This is a genomic window from Nonomuraea insulae (assembly GCF_042656245.1).
Genome location: NZ_JBHSPA010000022.1, coordinates 37003 through 57075 on the forward strand (window position 1 = coordinate 37003; position 20073 = coordinate 57075).

The 20073-nt window shown below is 69.2% G+C and carries 23 protein-coding genes and 3 pseudogenes; 11 read left to right on the forward strand and 15 right to left on the reverse strand.

From position 1 onward, the window contains the following. Positions 1 to 11 precede the first annotated feature (11 nt). Positions 12 to 917 (reverse strand): TAXI family TRAP transporter solute-binding subunit, encoded by a 906-nt coding sequence (locus tag ACFPZ3_RS16125; RefSeq protein ID WP_379514912.1) that lies wholly within the window; start codon positions 915 to 917, stop codon positions 12 to 14. A 253-nt stretch (positions 918 to 1170) separates the two neighbouring features. On the opposite strand from ACFPZ3_RS16125, the gene ACFPZ3_RS16130 reads away from it, so the two are divergent. The 4 genes from ACFPZ3_RS16130 to ACFPZ3_RS16145 all read left to right on the forward strand — a co-directional run bounded on the left by ACFPZ3_RS16130 (position 1171) and on the right by ACFPZ3_RS16145 (position 3550). After that, positions 1171 to 1644, forward strand: coding sequence for a hypothetical protein (locus tag ACFPZ3_RS16130; protein ID WP_379514913.1), 474 nt, complete (start codon positions 1171 to 1173; stop codon positions 1642 to 1644). Further along, entirely contained in the window at positions 1641 to 1826 is a 186-nt protein-coding gene (locus tag ACFPZ3_RS16135; protein WP_379514914.1) for a hypothetical protein, read from the forward strand. The genes ACFPZ3_RS16130 and ACFPZ3_RS16135 overlap by 4 nt, the downstream gene beginning before the upstream one ends. Before the next feature lie 156 nt (positions 1827 to 1982). Further along, complete coding sequence (locus tag ACFPZ3_RS16140; protein ID WP_379514915.1) at positions 1983 to 2708, forward strand: Mut7-C RNAse domain-containing protein; 726 nt, start codon at positions 1983 to 1985, stop codon at positions 2706 to 2708. Positions 2709 to 3082: 374 nt separating this feature from the next. Beyond that, entirely contained in the window at positions 3083 to 3550 is a 468-nt protein-coding gene (locus ACFPZ3_RS16145; protein ID WP_379514916.1) for a hypothetical protein, read from the forward strand. Between the two features lie 122 nt (positions 3551 to 3672). Here the strand turns inward: ACFPZ3_RS16145 and urtE are convergent, their stop codons facing one another. The 5 genes from urtE to urtA are packed head-to-tail and all read right to left on the reverse strand — an operon-like array spanning position 3673 to position 8177. Continuing rightward, a complete protein-coding gene (urtE, locus tag ACFPZ3_RS16150; protein WP_379514917.1) occupies positions 3673 to 4362 on the reverse strand; it encodes an urea ABC transporter ATP-binding subunit UrtE in 690 nt (229 codons plus the stop codon). Then, a complete protein-coding gene (gene urtD / locus ACFPZ3_RS16155; protein ID WP_379514918.1) occupies positions 4340 to 5089 on the reverse strand; it encodes an urea ABC transporter ATP-binding protein UrtD in 750 nt (249 codons plus the stop codon). The genes urtE and urtD overlap by 23 nt, the downstream gene beginning before the upstream one ends. Then, a complete protein-coding gene (gene urtC, locus ACFPZ3_RS16160) occupies positions 5073 to 6095 on the reverse strand; it encodes an urea ABC transporter permease subunit UrtC (protein ID WP_379514919.1) in 1023 nt (340 codons plus the stop codon). The genes urtD and urtC overlap by 17 nt, the downstream gene beginning before the upstream one ends. Positions 6096 to 6120: 25 nt before the next feature. Then, on the reverse strand, positions 6121 to 6969 hold the full coding sequence (gene urtB / locus ACFPZ3_RS16165) for an urea ABC transporter permease subunit UrtB (RefSeq protein WP_379514920.1): 849 nt from the start codon (positions 6967 to 6969) through the stop codon (positions 6121 to 6123). Then, complete coding sequence (gene urtA, locus ACFPZ3_RS16170; protein ID WP_379514921.1) at positions 6969 to 8177, reverse strand: urea ABC transporter substrate-binding protein; 1209 nt, start codon at positions 8175 to 8177, stop codon at positions 6969 to 6971. Before urtA ends, urtB begins: the two co-directional genes overlap by 1 nt. Positions 8178 to 8375: 198 nt before the next feature. On the opposite strand from urtA, the gene ACFPZ3_RS16175 reads away from it, so the two are divergent. Genes ACFPZ3_RS16175 through ACFPZ3_RS16205 form a run of 7 tightly spaced genes read left to right on the forward strand, consistent with a single transcriptional unit; the run spans position 8376 to position 13368 of the window. After that, on the forward strand, positions 8376 to 8678 hold the full coding sequence (locus ACFPZ3_RS16175; protein WP_379514922.1) for an urease subunit gamma: 303 nt from the start codon (positions 8376 to 8378) through the stop codon (positions 8676 to 8678). Beyond that, complete coding sequence (locus tag ACFPZ3_RS16180; protein ID WP_379514923.1) at positions 8675 to 8986, forward strand: urease subunit beta; 312 nt, start codon at positions 8675 to 8677, stop codon at positions 8984 to 8986. Before ACFPZ3_RS16175 ends, ACFPZ3_RS16180 begins: the two co-directional genes overlap by 4 nt. After that, positions 8979 to 10685, forward strand: a complete 1707-nt coding sequence (locus ACFPZ3_RS16185) for an urease subunit alpha (protein ID WP_379514924.1) — start codon at positions 8979 to 8981, stop codon at positions 10683 to 10685. Before ACFPZ3_RS16180 ends, ACFPZ3_RS16185 begins: the two co-directional genes overlap by 8 nt. Next, positions 10685 to 11431, forward strand: coding sequence for an urease accessory protein UreF (locus ACFPZ3_RS16190; RefSeq protein WP_379514925.1), 747 nt, complete (start codon positions 10685 to 10687; stop codon positions 11429 to 11431). The genes ACFPZ3_RS16185 and ACFPZ3_RS16190 overlap by 1 nt, the downstream gene beginning before the upstream one ends. 17 nt (positions 11432 to 11448) lie before the next feature. Continuing rightward, positions 11449 to 12123: an urease accessory protein UreG gene (ureG, locus tag ACFPZ3_RS16195; RefSeq protein ID WP_379514926.1), complete on the forward strand. Its 675-nt coding sequence runs from the start codon at positions 11449 to 11451 to the stop codon at positions 12121 to 12123. Further along, positions 12123 to 12878, forward strand: a complete 756-nt coding sequence (locus ACFPZ3_RS16200; RefSeq protein WP_379514927.1) for an urease accessory protein UreD — start codon at positions 12123 to 12125, stop codon at positions 12876 to 12878. The genes ureG and ACFPZ3_RS16200 overlap by 1 nt, the downstream gene beginning before the upstream one ends. Before the next feature lie 4 nt (positions 12879 to 12882). Further along, the gene (locus tag ACFPZ3_RS16205) at positions 12883 to 13368 is read left to right on the forward strand and encodes a hypothetical protein (RefSeq protein WP_379514928.1); all 486 of its coding nucleotides are present in this window, start codon (positions 12883 to 12885) and stop codon (positions 13366 to 13368) included. Here ACFPZ3_RS16205 and era read toward each other — a convergent pair. From era to ACFPZ3_RS16250, 9 genes and pseudogenes are all read right to left on the reverse strand, one after another. Next, complete coding sequence (era, locus tag ACFPZ3_RS16210; protein WP_379514929.1) at positions 13359 to 14267, reverse strand: GTPase Era; 909 nt, start codon at positions 14265 to 14267, stop codon at positions 13359 to 13361. The two genes, ACFPZ3_RS16205 and era, sit on opposite strands and share 10 nt — an antisense overlap. 18 nt (positions 14268 to 14285) lie before the next feature. Then, the gene (locus ACFPZ3_RS16215; protein WP_379514930.1) at positions 14286 to 14768 is read right to left on the reverse strand and encodes an NUDIX domain-containing protein; all 483 of its coding nucleotides are present in this window, start codon (positions 14766 to 14768) and stop codon (positions 14286 to 14288) included. 1 nt (position 14769) lies between these two features. Beyond that, positions 14770 to 15090, reverse strand: coding sequence for a cytidine deaminase (locus ACFPZ3_RS16220; protein WP_379514931.1), 321 nt, complete (start codon positions 15088 to 15090; stop codon positions 14770 to 14772). A gap of 10 nt (positions 15091 to 15100) precedes the next feature. Further along, entirely contained in the window at positions 15101 to 15733 is a 633-nt protein-coding gene (locus ACFPZ3_RS16225; RefSeq protein ID WP_379514932.1) for a hypothetical protein, read from the reverse strand. A 452-nt stretch (positions 15734 to 16185) separates the two neighbouring features. Next, on the reverse strand, positions 16186 to 17481 hold the full coding sequence (locus ACFPZ3_RS16230; protein ID WP_379514933.1) for a hemolysin family protein: 1296 nt from the start codon (positions 17479 to 17481) through the stop codon (positions 16186 to 16188). Beyond that, positions 17478 to 17954, reverse strand: a complete 477-nt coding sequence (ybeY, locus tag ACFPZ3_RS16235; protein ID WP_379514934.1) for an rRNA maturation RNase YbeY — start codon at positions 17952 to 17954, stop codon at positions 17478 to 17480. Before ybeY ends, ACFPZ3_RS16230 begins: the two co-directional genes overlap by 4 nt. Continuing rightward, positions 17951 to 18286: pseudogene (locus ACFPZ3_RS16240) on the reverse strand (PhoH family protein); the annotation flags it as partial. The pseudogene ACFPZ3_RS16240 and the gene ybeY, both read right to left, overlap by 4 nt. Before the next feature lie 267 nt (positions 18287 to 18553). After that, positions 18554 to 19375, reverse strand: a pseudogene (locus ACFPZ3_RS16245) (LAGLIDADG family homing endonuclease); the annotation flags it as partial. Beyond that, positions 19361 to 19987 (reverse strand): annotated as a pseudogene (locus tag ACFPZ3_RS16250) (PhoH family protein); the annotation flags it as partial. The pseudogenes ACFPZ3_RS16250 and ACFPZ3_RS16245, both read right to left, overlap by 15 nt. Positions 19988 to 20073 lie beyond the last annotated feature (86 nt).

Below are 20073 nucleotides of genomic sequence, written 5' to 3' on the forward strand. Positions count from 1 at the left end.
CTGCGCTCGCCTCAGCCGTAGGCGGAGCGGTAGTAACGGGCGGCGCCCGCGTGCAGCGGCACGACGCCGGTGCCGATGGCGTAGCGCTCGTCCAGCCGCCCGCCGGGCGCCGAAGGGGCCTGGAGGCGGTCGCGGGCGCGGAAGAGCGTCTCGGTGATCGTGTACGCCAGGTCGGCCGAGAGCGAGGTCCTGCACACCAGGTAGCTGGGCGTGCCCACGGTCGGGACGGGTTTCGCGCTCCCGTACGCGCGGGCGGGCACGGACGCGTGCTCGTACACGGGCCCGAACCCGCGCCGCAACAACGGCACCATCGACTCCAGCGGCAACAGCCGGATGTCGCCGGCCTCGGCCAGCGCGGGCGTGGGCACGCCGCCCGACCAGAAGAACGCCTCGATCCGCCCGCCGCGCAGCGCCTCGACGCAGACGTCCAGATCCAGCCTGGAGAGCTCGGGCGGCCGCGCCAGCTCGGCGGCGGCCAGCACACGGGTGGCGGTCACCGCCGTGCCCGACCCCTCCGCGCCGATCGACACGGCCCGCCCCGCCAGCTCCTTGACCGCGGTGATCTCGGAGTCCTTCGAGACGACGAGGTGCACGTAGTTCATGTACATGCGGGCCAGGGCGGAGACGGGCTGGTGGCGTACGCGTACCGCGTCGTCGGCGCTGTCGGCCAGCGCGAACCCCACGTCGGCCCGCCCGTCGCTCATCATGGTGAGGTTCTGCACGCTCGCGGCGGTCGGCAACACCCGCACCCGCAGCCCGTCGCGCCGCAACTCCCGCGCCAGCCGGTCGCCGAGCTGCCCGTAAGGCCCGCCGGCCAGCCCGGTCGCCAGCCTCAGCTCCGGCTGCCCGTCCCCGGCCCCCGAACACCCGGCCGCCAATGCGGCGAGCCCCAGGAGTGAGCGACGGGATATCAGCATTTGTCGTCAGGGGCACGGCGCTCATGCGAGCCCGTCTCCCCGTCTCCTTTCAATCCGTATCAGGGCCGGTGCGCCTGCGGCACCGACATCTGCCACTGCCGGGTGCGGAGCGGCAACGCCACCTTATTCGGCTGGCCGGCCTGCCCACCGGATCGGACGGCGGCGATCGCGATCACCCACCTTGCCGAGCCGCGCCCTGACCGTCATCGACTACCTAGTTCAGGACATCCGAGCTACTGTGGATGTCCTGACGATGTCCTATGAGGACGTGCCCTTCAGCGAGCTGCTCCACCACCCCGCAGCCACCGCCCGGCGCCTTGACGCGGTCCGCGCCCTGCGCCTGCGCCGACGCGACGCGGGCGACCTGGCGCTCATCCGCGCCGACCAACTGGAGCAGGATTCCACCGTTGTCGACTTCACCGCCCGCCTGCTCGCCGGGCTGATCCGCACCGAGAACATCGCCGCACTGGGCCAGGCACTGCTTGATGCTCTACCCTGGTCGGTCTTCCTTCCCGAAGACGACGTCGAGGCGATGCTCGGCGAGCTGGTGGACACGGCCCGCGGGGCTGCCGCGCTGGAGAACTTGGCTCCCATCGCGCTGCTGCTGGCCCAGTGGCGGCACAGCGCCGAGATCTACGCCGACCCAGCCCTGCACGCCCTCCTCACCCGCGAGCCCGAGGGAGACCTCGGCGCTGTGCCCGTGCCCGAAGGCGAGACGGCCGAGTGAGCCCCAAGCGCCACCACCGTCTCAAGGGCAGACTCGGCTCCACGGTTTGGAAGGGGCAGATGCTGGAGCGCTGGCAGTATGAGGTCACCGGCGGCGGCCGCATCTGGTATCTCGTCGATGACACCAACCGCACCGCCTGGATCACCTACGCAGGCACTGGGCACCCCAGAACCACCGACTGATCGAGCTCCTGTCCACCCTGCGGCGCGCACTTTGCCAGCACGGGTGTTGGGAGATCTTCGGTCGGTGGCCTGCGCGGGTTGGGGCCGGGTGCGGGCAGGAGTTGATGTTGCTGACTAAAGCGCAAGCACGTTAGCTGCTGGAACAGAATGGACGTTGTGACGACCGCACGCCTGCGCATTTCCCCAGAGTTGAGGATGTTCCTGCCCGCAAGCCGCCGCCACGAGTGGCACGAGGTGACTCCTGACAACACCTCCACGCTCGGCCATTACGTCGAGTCCGTTGGCGTGCCGCTGACAGAGGTGGGGCCCATGCTGGTGGACGGACGGGGCGTGTTGCCTTCGTACCAGCTCGTGCCGGGCGACGTAGTGGACGTGCATCCGGTCCCCCGCCCCCAGCAACTCCCCGAGGAGCCGCGGTTCCTGCTCGACGTGCACCTGGGCACGCTGGCGCGGCGGCTGCGCCTGCTGGGCATCGACGCCGCCTACCACAACGACATGGACGACCCCGCGCTGGTGGTGCAGGCCAACGAGGAGCGCAGGGTGCTGCTCACCCAGGACCGCGGCCTGCTGCGCCGCCGCGCGTTGTGGCTGGGCGCCTACGTCCGCGGCTCCGCCCCCGCCGACCAGCTCCGCGACCTGCTCGAACGCTTCTCCCCGCCGCTGCTCCCGTGGACCCGCTGCACGGCGTGCAACGGCGAGCTGGTGCCGGTGACGAAGGACGAGATCGAGCCCCTGCTGGAGGCGGGCACCCGCCGCAGCTACGACGCCTACGGCCGCTGCGCGAACTGCGGCCAGGTCTACTGGCACGGCGCGCACAGCGGCCACCTGGAACAAATCGTGCAGTCGGCACGAACATGGGCTAATAGCGCCGTTTATCGCTAACATCAGCAAGAAGCGCATATCCCTCCTTTACTGGGACTCTCGAAACAAATTCATGTTTATCGCGAAAGAGCCTCTCACCTGCACCGTTACCGGTGAATCAGCTAATCGCTCATGATATTCTCCGGCACCCTCTTGCAGGTGTATGCTTCCGCATGGGAGCGTCGGTCGCGAATCAATCTCAGAAGAATGTCGCGATTCACCGTGCTCCGCATTCTTTGCCGCGCAATAGGCGCGATTCGGGATTCCCTCTCAGCTAGGAGGACATACCGTCGATGCTTGAGCAACCAACAAGACCCGACGACGATGTCGGGCCGGCCCCCGCGAAAGCGAGGCATAGATGGCGACTGCCCACCCCCGTCAAGGCAGTCATCGGGGTGATCACCTTGACAGCCGCCGTGCTGACCATCACCGCGTACGTCACCGGCGATGATCCGCCCCAGCTCACCTTGACTGCCCCACCGACCGGACCGGGCGCCTCCGCGCCGCCCTGCACCGTGGTCCGTGGCACCGCGACGCTAGCGGAGGGAATGGCGCTGTTCGTGGCGGTGCGCAGGAAACCAGGGTTGTCGCGCCCGAAAACGATTCGGTTTTACCGCGTCGACGCGACCCGCGCTTCCACGACCTGGGACGTGCCCATCTCCCTGGACGCCGCCAATCCCGAAATGAGCGGGGAGTGGTACTCCATCTGGGCTCTATCCGTTTCAGCGGAATGGGCGGATTTCCTGGAGAAAGTGGACGGCACCACGGACGGTCCTTTGGTGATCGCGTCCGCGATGCCGCCCCATGAAGGCGAAGCACCTTCCATCAATGTCCAGCGAGGCGCCGGCCAGGGCTCCTGCTGAATCGGCGCTGTTTGCCTGGCCACTGACCATACTCGTCATCCGGGCAAACAGACGCTCGGGGGGTAATAATAATCCCCCACCAGATATAACACTTCTTCTATGCCAGTTGTTACGCGGCTGGCTTAGACGGCCAGCAGGCGGCGGACGTCCTCGCGGTGTAGTTCCTCGGCTGTCCCCGTGCGTACGACGTGCCCGCCGTCGAGGATGACAAACGTGTCGGCCAGGCGCAGCGCGATGTCCAGGTACTGCTCCACGAGCAGCACGGCCAGGCCCGCCGTGTGCAGGCGTTCGATGGCCGCCTCGATCTCCAGGATGATCGACGGCTGGATGCCCTCGGTCGGCTCGTCGAGGATGAGCATTCTGGGCTTGGTCACCAGGGCGCGGGCCATGGCGAGTTGTTGTTGCTGGCCGCCCGACAGGTGCCCGGCGCTGCGTTTGAGGAGCGGTTTGAGTGCCGGGAAGACGTCCAGGGCCTCGTCGATGACTGATTTGGGCTGTTTGGCGGCCTCGACGGTGACGAGGAGGTTGCCCTGGACGGAGAGCTGGGGGAAACACTGGTGGCCCTGGGGGACGTAGCCCATGCCGAGGCGTACCCGTTCGTGCGGTTTGAGGCGGGTGACGTCGCGGCCGTCGAACGTCACGGTGCCCGCCGTGGCGGGCAGCACTCCCATGACGGTGTTGAGCAGTGTGGTCTTGCCGACGCCGTTGCGGCCCATGACGCAGACGAGCTGCCCGGGCCCGACCTCCAGCGAGACCCCGAACAGGACCCGCGCCCTCCCGTACCCCGACTCAAGGCCGGTTACCGACAGCATCGCTGGCTCTCCTCCCCAGGTAGACCTCCTGCACCCGAGGGTCGGCGCTGACCTGTTCCACCGACCCCTCCACGAGCACCTTGCCCTCGTGCAGCACGGTCACCGTCGAGGCGTGCCGCCGCAGGAACTCCATGTCGTGCTCCACCACGATCACCGTGTGATCGTCGGCGATCTGCGTGAGCAGTTCGCCCGTGCGCTCGCGTTCGTCCTTGGACATTCCGGCCACCGGCTCGTCCAGGAGCAGCAGCTTGGGCCGCTGCGCCAGCAGCATGCCGATCTCGAGCCACTGGCGCTGGCCGTGCGAGAGAACGCCCGCTGAACGCTCGGCGAGCTCTTCGAGCCCCGTCCTGGTCAGGGACTCCTCGACGGCCTCCGAGACGCCCTTGCGCCGCCTGGCCAGCGACCACAGTGGCTGACGGAAGCTGGCGGCCAGGTCGAGGTTCTCGATCACGGTGAGCTCCTCGAACACCACCGACGTCTGGAACGTGCGGCCGACGCCCAGTCGGACGATCTGGTGTTCCTTCCTGCCGACCAGGTCGTCGCCGCCGAACCGTACGCTGCCCGCCGCCGGCCTGGTCAGCCCAGTGATCACGTCGATGAGCGTGGTCTTGCCGGCCCCGTTGGGCCCGATGAGGAAGCGCAGCTCGCCTTCGGGCACGGTCAGGTCCACGCCGTCGAGCGCGCGGAAGCCGTCGAACACCACTTGCACGTCACGCAGTTCGAGCACGGCGCAACCTCCCGACGATGCCGACGATCCCCTTCGGGGCGAGCGTCATGACCAGGATGAACAGGGCCCCCTGCAGGTAGAGCCAGCCGTCGGCGAACTGCTCGCTGAAGGCCGTCTTGGCGTACCCCATGACGACCGCCCCCAGCACGGCCCCGGCCAGCGCGTGCCGCCCGCCCACGGCCACCGCGACGACCAGCTCCAGCGAGGGCACGACGCCGAGCAGGGCGGGTGAGATGATGCCGACCACCGGCACGAACAGGGCGCCGGCGAGCCCGGCCATGCCCGCCGAGAGGGCGAAGGTGACGGTTTTGACCAGGGCGGGGTCGTAGCCGAGGAAACGCACCCGGTCCTCGCCGTCGCGTACGGCGACGAGCAGGCGGCCGTACCGGCTGTTGACGAGTTGCCGGGTGCCCAGGTAGAGCACGCCGAGCACGCCCGCCACGACCAGGTAGAGCCCGCGCTGCGTGGAGTCGTCGGCCAGGTCCTGCCCGAACAGCTCGAAGAAGTTCGTCATGCCGTTCGTGCCGCCGGTCAGTCCCTGCTGGCCGACGAGCAGGATGACCATGGCGGCGGCCAGCGCCTGGGTGAGGATCGCGAAGTACGCGCCCCGCACCCGCTGGCGGAAGACCAGCGTGCCGAGGATCACCGCGAGCGCCACGGGCCCGAGCACCGCCATCCCCACCGCGAACACCGGGTTGGCGAACGGCTCCCACAGGGCGGGCAGGCTCTCCACCCCGCTCCACACCATGAAGTCGGGCAGCCCCTCCGCCCCGGCCTCGTTGAGCTTGAGGTACATGGCCATGGAGTAGCCGCCGAGCCCGAAGAACACGCCCTGCCCGAGCGTGAGCATGCCGCCCTTCCCCCAGGCCAGCCCGATCCCGAGCGCGACGATCGCGTAGCACAGGTACTTGGCCAGCAGCCCCAGCCGGAAGGGCTCCAGCAGCAGCGGCGCGGCCACCAGCGCGATCACGGCCACGGTCGCGAAGGGCAGATGTCGCTTGATCACGTGAGCCCCCTCAGTCGTCGCTTGATCATGTGAGCACCCTCGACCTGAGCACGAACATGCCCTGCGGCCTGATCTGCAGGAAGGCGATGATGACGGCGAGCACGATCACCTTGGCCAGCGAGGCGTCCGACCAGAACTCGGCATAGGAGTTCAGCAGACCGAGCGCGACGGCCGCGAGCACCGCCCCGCGCAGCTGCCCGAGCCCGCCGGCCACGACGACTAGGAAGGCGTCCACGATGTAGTACGTCCCGAGCGCCGGTCCCACGGGCCCGATGAGCGTCAGCGCCACCCCGGCCACGCCCGCCAGCCCCGACCCGATGAAGAACGTCAGCATGTCCACCCGGCCGGTGTCGATCCCGCTGGTGGCGGCGAGCTGCCGGTTCTGCACCACGGCCTGCGTCCTGCGCCCCAGCCCGGTACGCGTGAGGTACAGCCACACCGCCACCACGCCGGCCACCGCGAGCCCCAGGATGAACAGCCGGTTGTACGGCAGGATGCCCACCGATCCCGACAACCACGACGGGGCGGGCACCTGCACGTTGGGAGCGCCGAACAGGTCGCGGGCGAGCTGCTGCAACACCAGGCTGACTCCCCAGGTGAGCAGCAGCGTGTCCAGCGGCCGGCCGTAGAAGTGCCTGATCGCGGCCCGCTCCAGGATGAGCCCCATGACCCCGGCCACCACGAACGCGACGGGCAGCGCCAGCACCAGGTCCTGCAGCAGGAACGCGGTGTAGGCCCCGGCCATGATGAACTCGCCGTGCGCCATGTTGATCACGCCCATCTGCCCGAACGTGAACGTCAGGCCGAGCGCGATGAGCAGCAGCACCGCCCCGATCGACAGCCCGATGGGAAGCTGGTTGACGAAGGCCGACATCACTGCCCCGCAGCCAGGCCGGCCGCCCACGGATAACCCTTGAGATAGGGGTCCGGCTTGATCGGCTTACCCGAGTCCCACACCTGCTTGATGAGGCCGTCGGGCTGGATGATGCCGATGCGGGCGGTCTTGTACATGTGCTGGTTCTCGCCGTCGATGGTGACCAGGCCCTCGGGACGTTCGAGCGCGATGCCGGGCGCGGCCTTCTTGACCGCCTCGACCTCGGTCGAGTTCGCCTTCTTGACCGCCTCGGCCCACAGGTAGACGGCGTTGTAGCCGGCCTCCATGGGGTCGGAGGTGACCTTGTTCTGCCCGTACTTGGCCTTGTACGCCTTGACGAACGCCTCGTTGGCCGGCGTCTCGGTGGTCTGGTAGTAGTTCCAGGCGACCGGGTGGCCGGCGATGTTGTCCACGCCGATGCCGGTGACCTCTTCCTCGGCGACGCTCACCGACAACACCGGCATGGTCTCGGCCGTGGTCCCGGTGCTCTTGAGCTGCTTGAAGAAGGCGACGTTGCTGTCGCCGTTCAGCGTGTTGAAGACCGCGTCCGGCTTGGCCTGGGTGACCTTGTTGACCAGCGTCGAGTACTCGGTGTGGCCCAGCGGCGTGTACTCCTCGCCGAGGATCTCCATCCCGTTCGCGGCGGCGTACGCCTTGATGATCTTGTTCGCGGTACGCGGGAAGACGTAGTCGCTGCCCACCAGGAAGATCTTCTTCTTGCCCTGCTCCTTCAGGTAGTCCAGGCCGGGGATGATCTGCTGGTTGGTGGTGGCGCCGGTGTAGAAGATGTACGGCGAGCTCTCCAGCCCCTCGTACTGCACCGGGTACCACAACAGACCCTTGTACCGTTCGAAGACGGGAAGCATCGCCTTCCTGCTGGCCGAGGTCCAGCCGCCGAAGACGGTGGCGACCTTGTCCTGCCTGATGAGCTTGGTGGCCTTCTCGGCGAACGTGGGCCAGTCGGAGGCGCCGTCCTCCACGACGGGGACGAGCTTCTTGCCCAGCACGCCGCCGGCCTGGTTGATCTCCTCGATGGCGAGCAGTTCCGCGTCGCGCACGGTGACCTCGCTGATCGCCATCGTGCCGCTGAGCGAGTGCAGGAGACCGACCTTGATCTCTTTGGACTGGGCGGCGGGTTCGGCGTCGGATCCGCAGGCCGCGAGCGTTAAAAGGAGTACCGCGGAGACAAACGGGCGGTAGATGCGCACAGCCGTTCCTTCCTGCCGACCGGTTCTGGGAGAAAGGTGACTCCGCGACATTTCGCCAGAAGATCCCGACTGTTAATTGGCGATTGCCAAACATTCACAAATGCACAAAACCCGACATGTGGCTACTCCTCGCGGGGCGAAACCGACACGACATCCCCCGGCAACAGCGAGGAAACCGCCGGTTCCTATGGTCCGGCCATGCGGCTTACCTCACACGAACAGGAACGGCTGCTCATCCATGTCGCGGCGGGGGTGGCACGCGAGCGCAAGTCCAGGGGCCTGCGCCTCAACCACCCCGAAGCTACCGCCATCATCGCCTCGTTCCTCATGGAAGGCGCCAGGGACGGGCGCACCGTGGCGGACCTGATGGAGGCCGGGCGCTCGGTGCTCGGCCGGGCCGACGTCATGGAGGGCGTACCGGAGATGCTGGAGAGCGTGCAGATCGAGGCCACGTTCCCCGACGGCACGAAGCTGGTCACCGTACACAGGCCGATCCCGTGATCCCGGGCGAATACGTGCACCCCGAGGGCATGATCGCGCTCAACCCCGGGCGCGAGCGGGTGACGGTGCGGGTGGTCAACACGGCCGACCGGCCGGTGCAGGTAGGCTCGCACTATCACTTCGCGGCTGCCAACCCGGGCCTGGAGTTCGACAGGAAGGCAGCGTGGGGGATGCGGCTCGATGTGCCCGCGGGCACGGCGATCAGGTTCGAGCCCGGCGTCGAACGCGACGTGACCCTGGTGCCGCTGGCCGGGAACCGGGTCGTGCCCGGCCTCCGGTCCGAGTGGGCGGGGCCGCTTGATGGCTGACATCACGCGCGCCCGCTACGCGGCCCTCTACGGCCCCACCACCGGCGACCAGATCCGCCTGGCCGACACCGACCTGTTCGTGGAGGTCACCGAGGACCTGTCCATGGGCCCGGCGGGGCCCGGCGACGAGGCCGTCTTCGGCGGCGGCAAGGTCATCCGCGAGTCCATGGGCCAGGCCAGGACCACCCGCGCGGAAGGCGCGGCCGACCTGGTGATCACCGGCGCGGTGATCCTCGACCACTGGGGTGTGATCAAGGCCGACGTCGGCATCCGCGACGGCCGCATTTTCGCCATCGGCAAAGCCGGCAACCCCGACACGATGGACGGCGTCGACCTCGTCATCGGGCCGTCCACGGAGGTGCTCGCCGGCAACGGCAAGATCCTCACCGCCGGGGCCGTCGACTCGCACGTCCACCTGATCTGCCCGCAACTCCTCGACGAGGCCATCGGGGCCGGCGTCACCACGATCGTCGGAGGCGGCACGGGACCCGTCGAAGGCACCAAGGCCACGACCGTCACCGGCACCTGGTACCTGAGCCGCATGCTGGAGTCGCTCGACGCCTACCCCATCAACTTCGCCCTGCTCGGCAAGGGCAACACCGTCAACTCCGAGGCCCTGCTCGAACAACTCGCGGCCGGAGCCTCCGGCTTCAAGCTGCACGAGGACTGGGGCACCACCCCGGCCGCCATCGACGCCTGCCTGAGCGTGGCCGACGCCTCCGGCGTGCAGGTCACCATCCACACCGACACGCTGAACGAGGCCGGCTTCGTCGAGTCGACGCTCAAGGCCATCGGCGACCGGATGATCCACGCCTACCACACCGAAGGAGCGGGCGGCGGGCACGCGCCCGACATCATCCGCGTCGCGTCCTACCCCAACGTGCTGCCGTCCTCCACCAACCCCACCAGGCCGCACACGGTCAACACGCTCGACGAGCACCTCGACATGCTGATGGTCTGCCACCACCTCAACCCGTCCATCCCCGAGGATCTGGCCTTCGCCGAGTCGCGCATCAGGCCCACGACGATGGCCGCCGAGGACGTGCTGCACGATCTCGGGGCGATCTCCATGATCGGGTCGGACTCGCAGGCCATGGGGCGGATCGGGGAGACGATCATCAGGACGTGGCAGACGGCGCACGTCATGAAGGCCCGCCGCGGCTCCCTGGGCGGCCCGGCTGACAACCTGCGCGCCCGCCGCTACATCGCGAAATACACGATCTGCCCCGCCATCGCCCACGGCCTCGACTCCGAGGTCGGCTCCGTCGAACGCGGCAAGCTCGCCGACCTCGTCCTGTGGGACCCGGCCTTCTTCGGGGTCAAGCCCGACCTCGTGCTCAAGGGCGGCGTGGTGGCCTGGGCGCAGATGGGCGACGCCAACGCCTCGATCCCGACGCCGCAGCCGGTGCTGCCCCGCCCCATGTTCGGCGCCTCGCCGGTCACCGCCGCGGCCACCTCGCTGCACTTCGTCTCGCCCCTTGCCCTGGAGTCGGGCCTCGCCGACCGGCTGGCGGTGCGACGCCGGCTGGCTCCCGTGGCCGACGTGAGAAGCCGGGGGAAGTCGTCGATGCCGCTCAACGACGCGCTGCCGCGGATCGACGTCGCCCCCGACACCTTCCAGGTGCGCATCGACGGCGACCTCATCGAGCCCGCCCCCGCCACCAGCCTGCCCATGGCCCAACGGTATTTCCTCTTCTGATGGTCCCCGCCCTGCTCCTCCTCACCGACTCCCGCCTCCCCGCCGGCGGCCACGCCCACTCGGGCGGCACGGAACGCGCCATCGCGTCGGGCGCGGTCCACGACGTGCCGTCCCTGGCGTCGTTCCTGCGCGGCCGGCTGCACACGGCCGGCGCGGTCACGGCCGGCCTGACGGCCGCGGCCTGCGCCCACGCCGCCTCACCGCCTCGCCGTACTCCGGCGCAGGTCGAGGCAGGAGGTGCCCGGCCCACCGAGCGGACGACGCCGGATCCGTGGGCGGTGCTGGATGCCGAGGTGGACGCCAGGACCGCCTCGCCCGCGCAGCGGGACGCCTCCAGGACGCAGGGCCGGCTGCTGCTCAGGGTCGCCCGCCGGGTGTGGCCGTCGCCGGTGCTGGAGGAGCTGGCGCGGGCCGTATCGAGTCCTCATCATCCGATCGCGCTCGGCGCGGCGGCGCACGCGGCCGGGGTCACGCCCGAGGAGGCCGCGCTGGCGGCGGCGTACCACGCGGTCAGCGGGCCCGCCACGGCGGCGGTGCGGCTCCTGGGGCTGGACCCGGTGGCCGTGCACGCCCTGCTCGCCGAGCTCACCCCCAACCTCGCCGCCGTGGCCGCGCGGTCCTGCCTGGCCATGACCACCCCCGACGCAAGCCCCCGCTGGGAGACGCTGCCCGCGTACTCAGCCCCCGCCCTGGACCTCCTGGCCGAGCAGCACACTCAGGCCGAGGTCAGGCTCTTCGTCTCTTGAGGAAGGAACCTCTCAACATGGGCGCCAATCACGACGACCATCACCACGCTCCCGACGGCCGCGGCCGGGCCCTGCGCCTCGGCGTGGGCGGCCCGGTGGGCAGCGGCAAGACGGCCCTGGTGGCCGCGCTGTGCCGGACACTGGGCCCGACGCTGTCCCTGGGCGTGGTGACGAACGACATCTACACCACCGAGGACGCCGACTTCCTGCGCCGCGCGGGCGTCCTGGACGAGGAGCGCATCCTGGCCGTCGAGACCGGCTGCTGCCCCCACACCGCCATCCGCGACGACATCGCCGCCAACCTCGACGCCGTCGAGACCCTGGAGTACCGCTTCGGCCCGCTGGACCTGGTGATCGTGGAGAGCGGCGGTGACAACCTGACGGCCACGTTCAGCCGGGGGCTGGCGGACCGGCAGATCTTCGTGCTGGACGTGTCGGGTGGTGACAAGGTGCCGCGCAAGGGCGGCCCCGGTGTCACGACGGCGGACCTGCTGGTGATCAACAAGACCGACCTGGCCTCGATGGTGGGCGCGGACCTGGAGGTGATGGCGCGAGACTCCGCGGCGGTACGCGGTGAGCGGCCCGTCCTGTTCACCTCGATCCGCCAGGACCCGAGCGCGGACACGGTCTCCTCCTGGGTCTCCGAGCAGGTGCACGCCTGGTCCCACAGCCACGCGGCTCCCGTCTCGTAATGATGCGGGCCAGCGCCGCCGTGGCGACCTCGATGAGCGACGACGGCCGTACCGTGGTGAGCCGCCTGGCCTCCGCGCCCCCGCTGACGCTGCGCCAGACGGGGGCGTGCACCGTGCACCTCATCTCCACCGCGGCGGGCCCGCTCGGCGGCGACCGGCTCAGTCTCGACGTGTACGTCGCCCCGCGCACGACCCTGGAGCTGGCCTCGGTGGCCGCCACCCTGGTCCTGCCCGGCGACGGCGAGTCCGAGCTGCTCGTCACCGCCCGCGTGGGCGCCGGCGCCACGCTCCGCTTCGCCCCTGAGCCGACCGTGCTCGCCGCCGGCAGCGACCACCGCCTCCTGGTACGCCTCGCGCTGGAGGCCGACGCCGACGTGCTCTGGCGCGAGGAGATCGTCTTCGGCCGCCACGGCGAGGCGTCGGGCCGCTGCCACGCCCGTTTCGACGTCACCCGCGACGGCCTGCCGCTGCTCAGGCAGGAGTTCACGGTCGGCGACCCGGACCTCGACGCCTCCCCCGCGGTCTACGGCTCGGCGCGCTGCGTCGGCACCACGTTCCTGACCGCGCCGGTCAAGGAGCCGGCCGTGGCCGAGGGCGTGGCGGTGCTGCCGCTGGCCGCTCCCGGCACGCTGGTCTCCGCCCTGGCGCCCGACGCGGTGCGGTTGCGCTCCCGCCTGGAGTGGGGGGAGCAGAAGTGTCTTGGTGACGACTCCGTTGCGTACGGTGGTGAGCGGCGCTCCCCCGGCTTACAGTGATCGTGTGGCCGACGACCTCATGCCCACGCCCGCCCGACCGCGAACCAGCCGTGGTTACGCGCTGGGGGTGGTGGCCGCGGGAGCCCTCCTGGTGTTCTGCGCGGTCCTGCCATGGGCCGCCCTGCAGGCCACGAGCGGCCTCATCGGCGGCGGGCTGGCCAGCGACGTGCGGGGCATCGACGACACCTTCGGCGTCTACACGCTGATCGCCGGGCTGGTGGCGGTGGGCTGCGGCCTGGCCGGCATGTTCTCCCACCCCAGGCTCGCCGCCCTGGCCGTCGTGCCCGGCGGTGTGGCCGTGCTGGTGCTGGTGATGTTCGTGACCGACGGCAGCGGGCTGCAGGACCGGGTCTCCATCGACCTCGGCGAGCTGCTGTCGATCGAGCCGGTGATCAGGTTCGGCTGGTTCGCCGCGCTGGGCTGCGCGGTGGCGCTCGTCTTCCTGTCGATCCTGGCGTTGCTGCGCCCGCCCGTGACCGCTCAGTCGTAGAAGCCCAGGCGGCGAAGCTGCTTGGGGTCGCGCTGCCAGTCCTTGGCCACGCTGATGCGCAGGTCGAGGTAGACGCGCGTGCCCAGCAGCGCCTCGATCTGCTTGCGGGCCTTGGTGCCCACGTCGCGCAGGCGCTCCCCCTTGTGCCCGATGACGATCGCCTTCTGCGAGGGCCGCTCCACGAACATGTGCGCGTAGATGTCCAGCAGGTCGTCGCGCCCCTCGCGGGGCAGCATCTCATCCACCACCACGGCGATCGAGTGGGGCAGCTCGTCGCGCACGCCCTCCAGGGCCGCCTCCCTGATCAGCTCCCCCACCAGCACCTGCTCGGGCTCGTCGGTGAGCCGGCCGTCCTCGTACAGCGGGGGCGACTCCGGGAGGTGCTCGATCAGCACGCCCGTCAGCACGTCGAGCTGCTCGCCCGCCTGCGCGGAGACCGGCACGATCGCGGCGAACTCCGCCACCTGCGACACCGCCAGCAGTTGCGCGGCGATCTGCTCCTTGCTCGCCAGGTCGCACTTGGTCACCACGGCGATGACCGGCGTCTTCTTCACGGCCGACAGTTTGTCGGCGATGAACCGGTCACCCTTGCCGATGGGCTCGTTGGCGGGCACGCAGAAGCCGATCGCGTCCACCTCGGTCAGCGTGGACAACACCAGGCTGTCGAGCCGCTCGCCGAGCAGCGTGCGCGGCCGGTGCAGCCCAGGCGTGTCGACGATGATGAGCTGGGCCTCGGGACGGTGCACGATGCCCCTGATGACGCGCCTGGTCGTCTGCGGTTTGGACGAGGTGATCGCCACCTTCGTGCCGACCAGGGCGTTCATCAACGTGGACTTGCCGACGTTCGGCCTCCCCACGAAGCAGGCGAATCCGGCGCGATGGTTGTCTGGCGAAGTCACATACTGCATTCTGTCCCATCAACGAGCGTGTTCACGCCACCACGCGAACGCCTGGGGGGCCACGCCGGGCATCCACGCGCTCATCTCGTACGCGGACAGCTCCTTCTCCGGCACCCACCGGAAGTCGTTGATCTCCACCCCGTCGGGCTCGGGGACGGGCGAGCCAGGGGCGAGCACGCAACCGTAGCCCGCGATGACGTAGGCGACCTGATGACCGTTGGGGTAGCGGGTGCGGAACTCGGGGCCGCCGTAGACGCCGATCAGGCCGCGCACCTCGATGTCGACGCCGAGCTCCTCGCGCAGCTCCCTGACCACGGCGTCCTCCGGCCGCTCGTCCGGGTCCACGCCGCCGCCGGGCGCCGCCCAGAGCCCCACGTCACCATGCCTGGCCAGCAACATCCGGCCCGCCTCGTCGAACACGAAGCCCGTCACGGAAGGCAGCACGAGCAGGTCGGAGCCGATCTTCTCCCGCAGGCTCGCCAGGAACGGCGACATCGGCATCTCAGCCTCGCAGGGTGCCGTCGGGACCGGCCACGAGCACCTTCGCCACGCCCAGCTCGGCCGCCGCGGCCTCGTCGGCGGGGCTCGGCGCGCCCTCGCCGACCAGCGCGACCGCCTCCAGGGACTTCGCGCCGCTGGAGATGGCCATGGCCACCGCCACCTGCACGGCCGACAGGGTCAGCGCGTCGAGTGCCACGTTCGTCGCCGAGTAGGTGCGGCCGGTCTCATCACGCACGGCCGCCCCCTCGGCGGAGCCGTTGCGCGCCCTGGCGGCCCGGGCCAGGGTAATGATCTTGCTGTCTTCAGGATCGAGAGTCGTCACGCGCACCAGGTTAGGCGCTGACCATGGAAACGGCCGCCTCGACCACCTTGCGGGTACGGCCGGAGTCGACGTCGTTCATGCCCGTGTGCACCACGGACACCAGCGTGTCGCCGACGCGCGACAGGACGATGTCCAGCGCGTACGGGTAGCCGTTCAGCCGTCCGCGCAACCGGGCGCCCACGGCCTCGTCCCCCGCCTCCTCGAGCGGGAGCTCGCGCAGCCGCAGGTCGGTGCCGCCGGATGCCCGCACGGCGTGGCACTCCGTCATCGCCTCGGCCAGGTCGCCGAGGTGCGTCGCAGCTTCGCCGTCGGCGTACCTGGCCAGCCCCACCCCGGCCTGCTCCCCCAGCCCGTCGCCCTGGTAGCTGACGGCCGCCTGCGCGGTCAGCGCCTGGCTGGGCGCCTGCCCCCCGGCCGGCTCCAGCACGGCCCTGCAGTTCCCGTCCGCCTGCCCGAACGGCATCCGCCACGCCTGCTCCGGCTTGACCGTGAAGCCGTCGGGCAGCCGCGGCTCCTTGCTGAGCACCTCGCGCAACTGCGCCATGGCCTGGGCGTCGAGGACGCTCTCTGTTCCCCCGCCGCCACATCCCGCCAGGACGCCGGCCAGCAATACGCAGGCGATGATCCCCGGTTCGCGTTTCATGATCCCCCCTGGTCCGCAATCTCCCCAACCGACGAATGCGGCAATCCACCAGAGTGTCCACCAATACGCAAAAAGGGTGCTCCCATCCGGTTTCCGGACGAGAACACCCTTTGCGCCGACCAGCGCCGCGACCGCCTAGCAGTCGAGACGCCGTCGTCCCCCCAGGAAGATCCTCCGACCGCGAACCCCACCCGGCTTCGGATACTTCCTCTTGTGACACCCACCGCACTGGATGTCGTGATTAAGAGAGTGCCGGAACGGGGTTGCAGATGACTTGTAGAACACTTGCCACATCTGTCGTCAAAGCGGCGAACCTGCGGCTTCGTCGCGTTCGGCGGCGGCCGAGACCACCTTTAGTCGCGTTCGGCGGCGGCCGGGGCCACCTCCCCATCGCGTTCGGCAGCTGCCGGAGCCACCGCTTTGTCGCGTTCGGCGGCGGCCGGGACCACCTCTTAGTCGCGTTCGGCGGCGGCCGAGACCACCTCGTCCTCCGGAGGAGTCACCCGCCGCGCCACCACGGTGCTGATGCGGTTGCGACGCCCCGCCAGGCTCTCCGCCGTGAGCGACAACCCGGCCACCTCCGCGTGCGACCCGGCGATCGGCACCCGGCCGAGCGCGTGGGCCAGCAACCCGCCCACCGTCTCGACGTCGTCCACCTCGATCTCCGTGTCGAACAGCTCACCCAGCTCGTCCACCGGCATCCGGGCCGTCACCCGCATCCCGCCGTCCGGCATGGGCTCCACACGAGGCGCCTCCTGGTCGTACTCGTCGGTGATCTCCCCGACGATCTCCTCCAGGACGTCCTCGATCGTCACCAGCCCCGCGGTACCGCCGTACTCGTCGATGACGATGGCGATGTGGATCTGCCGCGCCTGCATCTCCCGCATGAGCTGGTCGATGGGCTTGCTCTCGGGCACGTACGCGGCCGAACGCATGATCGACTCGACCGTCTCCTTGCCCCCGCCCTCACCCGACTCATGGATCTTGCGAGCGATGTCCTTGAGATAGGCGATGCCGACGACGTCGTCCTCGTTCTCACCCACCACCGGAATCCGGGAGAAACCACTGCGCAGCGCCAGCGACAGAGCCTGACTGATCGACTTGCCACGCTCGATGTAGACCATGTCCGTACGCGGCACCATGACCTCGCGCACCAGCGTGTCACCCAGCTCGAAGACCGAGTGGATCATCTCGCGCTCGTCGGGCTCGATCACCCGCCGCTCCTCGGCCAGGTCCACCAGGTCACGCAGCTCGGCCTCCGAGGTGAACGGGCCGTCACGGAAACCCTTGCCGGGCGTCAGCGCGTTGCCGAGGAGGATGAGCAGCTTGGGCAGCGGGCCGAAGATGCGCGTCAGGCCGTACACGATGGGCGCGCTCGCCAGCGCGACCGGCTCCGCGTGCTGGCGGCCCAGCGTACGCGGCATGACACCCACCACCACGTAACTGATCAGGATCATCACGACCGCGGCCCAGACGTACGCCCAGCCCTGGTCATGCATCAGATCGATGAACAGCAACGTCGCGATGACCGTCGCGACCAGCTCACAACTCAGCCGCAGCAGCAGGAGCAGGTTCAGATAGCGCGGCGGGTCGGTCACGATCGCCTGCAACCGCGCCGCCCCACGCCGCGACTCGCGCACGTATTCCTCGGCACGCACCCTGGAGATGCGCGTCAGTGCCGTTTCCGCACTGGCGATCAGGCCACCGATGATCACGAGGGCGATGGCCGACAACAACCAGGCGTTCACCGCGGGTTGCGCACCTCCTGCCACGACTCGAGGAGCCGGGACTGCAGTCCGAACATCTCCTTGTGCTCCTCCGGCTCGGCGTGGTCGTAGCCGAGTAGATGCAGGATGCCGTGCGTGCACAACAGCTCAAGCTCGTCGGCCGTGCTGTGCCCGGCCTCCTCCGCCTGCCTGGCCGCCACATGCGGGCAGAGCACGACATCACCCAGCAACGCCGGGTCGGCGGGTCCGTCGGCGTCGCCGCGCGCACCGCCACCGGGCCGCAACTCGTCCATCGGGAACGCCAGCACGTCGGTCGGACCCGGCTCGCCCATCCACTTCTCGTGCAACTCGGCCATGGCGTCCTCATCGACCACCACGATGGACAACTCGGCGAGCGGGTTGATGCCCATCTCGCCGAGCACGTGAGCGGCCAGGGCGCCGATGCTCTCCTCGTCGACCCCTACACCGGACTCGTTGTTGATCTCAATGCTCACGGCCGCCGCTTCCCCCGCTGCTGTATCGCCTTCGGCTCCTGAGCTGCCTGCACGGCATCGTAGCGCCCGTAGGCGTCCACGATGTCGCTGACGAGCTTGTGGCGTACGACGTCGGAACTGGTGAGCCGGGAGAAGTGGATGTCGGGGATGCCGTCCAGGATGTCCTGCACCACCCGCAACCCACTGACCGTGCCCGAGGGCAGGTCGACCTGCGTCACGTCACCGGTCACCACGATCTTCGAGTTGAACCCGAGCCTCGTCAGGAACATCTTCATCTGCTCGGCCGAGGAGTTCTGGGCCTCGTCGAGGATGATGAAGGCGTCATTGAGTGTGTTGTGGGTCAGGAGGAAGTCCTCTGTGACGTAGAGCGAGTCCTCCGCCGCCACCTGGATACACACGCACTCCGCCGTGCCACGCGGCTCAATGCGGTCGACGAAGCGCATCGGACGACCGCCGCCGAACTCCTTGTAGATCTTCGCCTTTCGCGCCAGCCGGAAGGGTTCGATGCCCTCCGGCAGCCGGATGTCGAGGATGTACGCGTCATGGCGATGACGGACCGGCCTCCCCTGCGCGAGGCCAGGTTTGCGTCCCTCAGCCAGCCTCGTGCGCCAGTAGACCACGCCGCCCAGCGACTGCACGAGGAAGACGACGTCGTCGCGAAGCTGCGGCGAGATGGTCGTGTACTGAATTCGGCACGTCCGGTCCTGCTGGGTGGCAGGACCTCCGTCAGAGTCGAGCAGACCCTGAAGGACCGCGACCCTGGTCTCCGCCGCATTACGGAGATAGACCTCTGGGACGAACTTCGTGGACGATCCACAGCCCAGCAGTTGCAGCTGCCTCATGACGTCGGTGATCGGGTTGGCGATCGTCATACTGTCCCCGGGCTCTCTCACCCGGTTGAGCACGTAGTCCGGCCCGCCCTTCCACCTGGCCCGCACACCGGGGAGAGCTCGCTCGACCGCCCCGACGAGCTCGGGATCGCCGCTCGCGAAGCTCGGCGTCGTCGTGCCGGTGACACACCCGTCTCCCAGAAGCAGGCCGAGCGCGTACGGATCCATGGGGATCTCACGCTCGGGGAAACACACCGGTGCGCTCAGCATCGGCAGCTCCCACTTGCGGTAGTGGGCAGTCCGCAGGTCGCCGATCATCTCCTTGGTCTGCAGCACCCGCCACGGCTTGCCACGATTGCCGTCGTCACGGGTGCGCACAGTCCAAAGGTGGTCTTCCGAGGCGAGCACCGAAGCGCCATCCTGGCTGTAGAGCCGATAGATCTTCTGTTCGCCTTGCGGATAGACGCCAAGCACAGGAGTCGGCTCACCGTTCGACCCAATGACCAGGTCACCGACCTCCAACTCTCCAATGGAGCGCCACCCATCAGGAGTTAGCACACCAGTGCCCAACGGTTGCGAGCGACCGCGCATGTACGCGAGCGGGGCGACCTCGATCGTGCCCGCGGCCATGAGCTTCGGGATCGAGTCGGGGTCGACCATGTCGTGCAGCGCGTCGTAGAGCGGGCGCAGGTAGGGGTCGATCTTCTCGTAGAGGGTGCCGGGCAGGAAGCCGAGCCGTTCGCCTGCCTCGACCGCCGGGCGGGTCAGGATGATGCGGTTGACCCGCTTCTCCTGGAGCGCGCGCACGGCCTTGGCCATCGCGAGGTAGGTCTTGCCGGTGCCGGCCGGGCCGATGCCGAACACGACCGTGTGCTTGTCGATCGCGTCGACGTAGCGCTTCTGGTTGACGGTCTTGGGCCGGATGGTCCGGCCGCGTGAGGAGAGGATGTCGAGGGACAGCACCTCGGCGGGGCGGTCGGAGGTCATGCGGAGCATGGCGATGCTGCGCTCGACCGCGTCGGGGGTGAGCTCGCCGCCGCTGCGCAGGACCTCGACCAGCTCTTCGAAGAGGCGGACGACGGTGCCGCTCTCGTCGGGGCTGCCGGTGACGGTGATCTCGTTGCCACGCACGTGGATGTCGGCCTTGAAGGCACCCTCGATGACGCGTAGCAGCTCGTCTCGGGAGCCCAGGAGGCTGACCATCGGGTATTCGTCCGGTATCAGCACCTTCGCTTGAGTCCGCGAGGGAGGTGCTGTGCGTCGGGATTCGTGTAGTTCGGACATGGGCA

Bases quoted from the DNA above. Each gene is read 5' to 3' on its own strand.
- ACFPZ3_RS16125 (WP_379514912.1), bottom strand. From the start codon at position 917: ATGCTGATATCCCGTCGCTCACTCCTGGGGCTCGCCGCATTGGCGGCC.
- ACFPZ3_RS16130 (WP_379514913.1), top strand. From the start codon at position 1,171: ATGTCCTATGAGGACGTGCCCTTCAGCGAGCTGCTCCACCACCCCGCA.
- urtE (WP_379514917.1), bottom strand. From the start codon at position 4,362: ATGCTGTCGGTAACCGGCCTTGAGTCGGGGTACGGGAGGGCGCGGGTC.
- urtB (WP_379514920.1), bottom strand. From the start codon at position 6,969: ATGTCGGCCTTCGTCAACCAGCTTCCCATCGGGCTGTCGATCGGGGCG.
- ACFPZ3_RS16175 (WP_379514922.1), top strand. From the start codon at position 8,376: ATGCGGCTTACCTCACACGAACAGGAACGGCTGCTCATCCATGTCGCG.
- ACFPZ3_RS16185 (WP_379514924.1), top strand. From the start codon at position 8,979: ATGGCTGACATCACGCGCGCCCGCTACGCGGCCCTCTACGGCCCCACC.
- ACFPZ3_RS16190 (WP_379514925.1), top strand. From the start codon at position 10,685: ATGGTCCCCGCCCTGCTCCTCCTCACCGACTCCCGCCTCCCCGCCGGC.
- ureG (WP_379514926.1), top strand. From the start codon at position 11,449: ATGGGCGCCAATCACGACGACCATCACCACGCTCCCGACGGCCGCGGC.
- ACFPZ3_RS16200 (WP_379514927.1), top strand. From the start codon at position 12,123: ATGATGCGGGCCAGCGCCGCCGTGGCGACCTCGATGAGCGACGACGGC.
- ACFPZ3_RS16215 (WP_379514930.1), bottom strand. From the start codon at position 14,768: ATGCCGATGTCGCCGTTCCTGGCGAGCCTGCGGGAGAAGATCGGCTCC.
- ACFPZ3_RS16225 (WP_379514932.1), bottom strand. From the start codon at position 15,733: ATGAAACGCGAACCGGGGATCATCGCCTGCGTATTGCTGGCCGGCGTC.